General features: G+C 40.8%; 1 protein-coding gene. It reads right to left on the minus strand.

Going from position 1 to position 502, the window contains the following annotated elements; all coding sequences use genetic code 11:
* On the minus strand, positions 1-432 hold a 432-nt coding region (locus tag ACTRWF_RS19665; protein ID WP_462836104.1), incomplete at its 3' end, for a tyrosine-type recombinase/integrase.
* Positions 433-502 lie beyond the last annotated feature (70 nt).

Genomic DNA, 502 nt, shown 5'->3' on the forward strand with positions numbered 1-502 from the left:
TCGCGAATTATCATAATTGAGAAAAACAAATACGGAGTTTTTCGAATTATGCAGAGAACTCAGTAGTTCGAAAACTATATTGTTCATCGGTATAAGGACTGAAGAGCCACTTTTGTGTGAATCTGCGTCTACCTTCAGTGTTTGATGCTCCAAATCGACATGAGTCCATTTCAGGCCAATGATATTAGACGCACGAAATCCGGTTGCTAGGGCAAATATGATGATAGGTTGCAGAAAGGCTGGCGCACAATCAATAAGGCGAGCAGAATCTTTCTCAGTAAGCTTGTAGAAGCTTTTTTCTCGCTCTTTGTGGGTTTTCAAATGGGGGACACGATCAATCCACTCCAACTCTTTTTGAATGAAATTTAAAAAGCTTTTGATCTCTGCGAGGTATCGATTCTTCGTTGCCAACGTGACGTCAGTCTTCTTCACTAACGTCGTCAAAATAAGTTTAGAGTTAACCTCGGCTAATGGAGTATCTGAGAGATACTGAGACCACCAA

It is taken from the genome of Alteromonas sp. G5_S2_22_S1 (assembly GCF_054968525.1).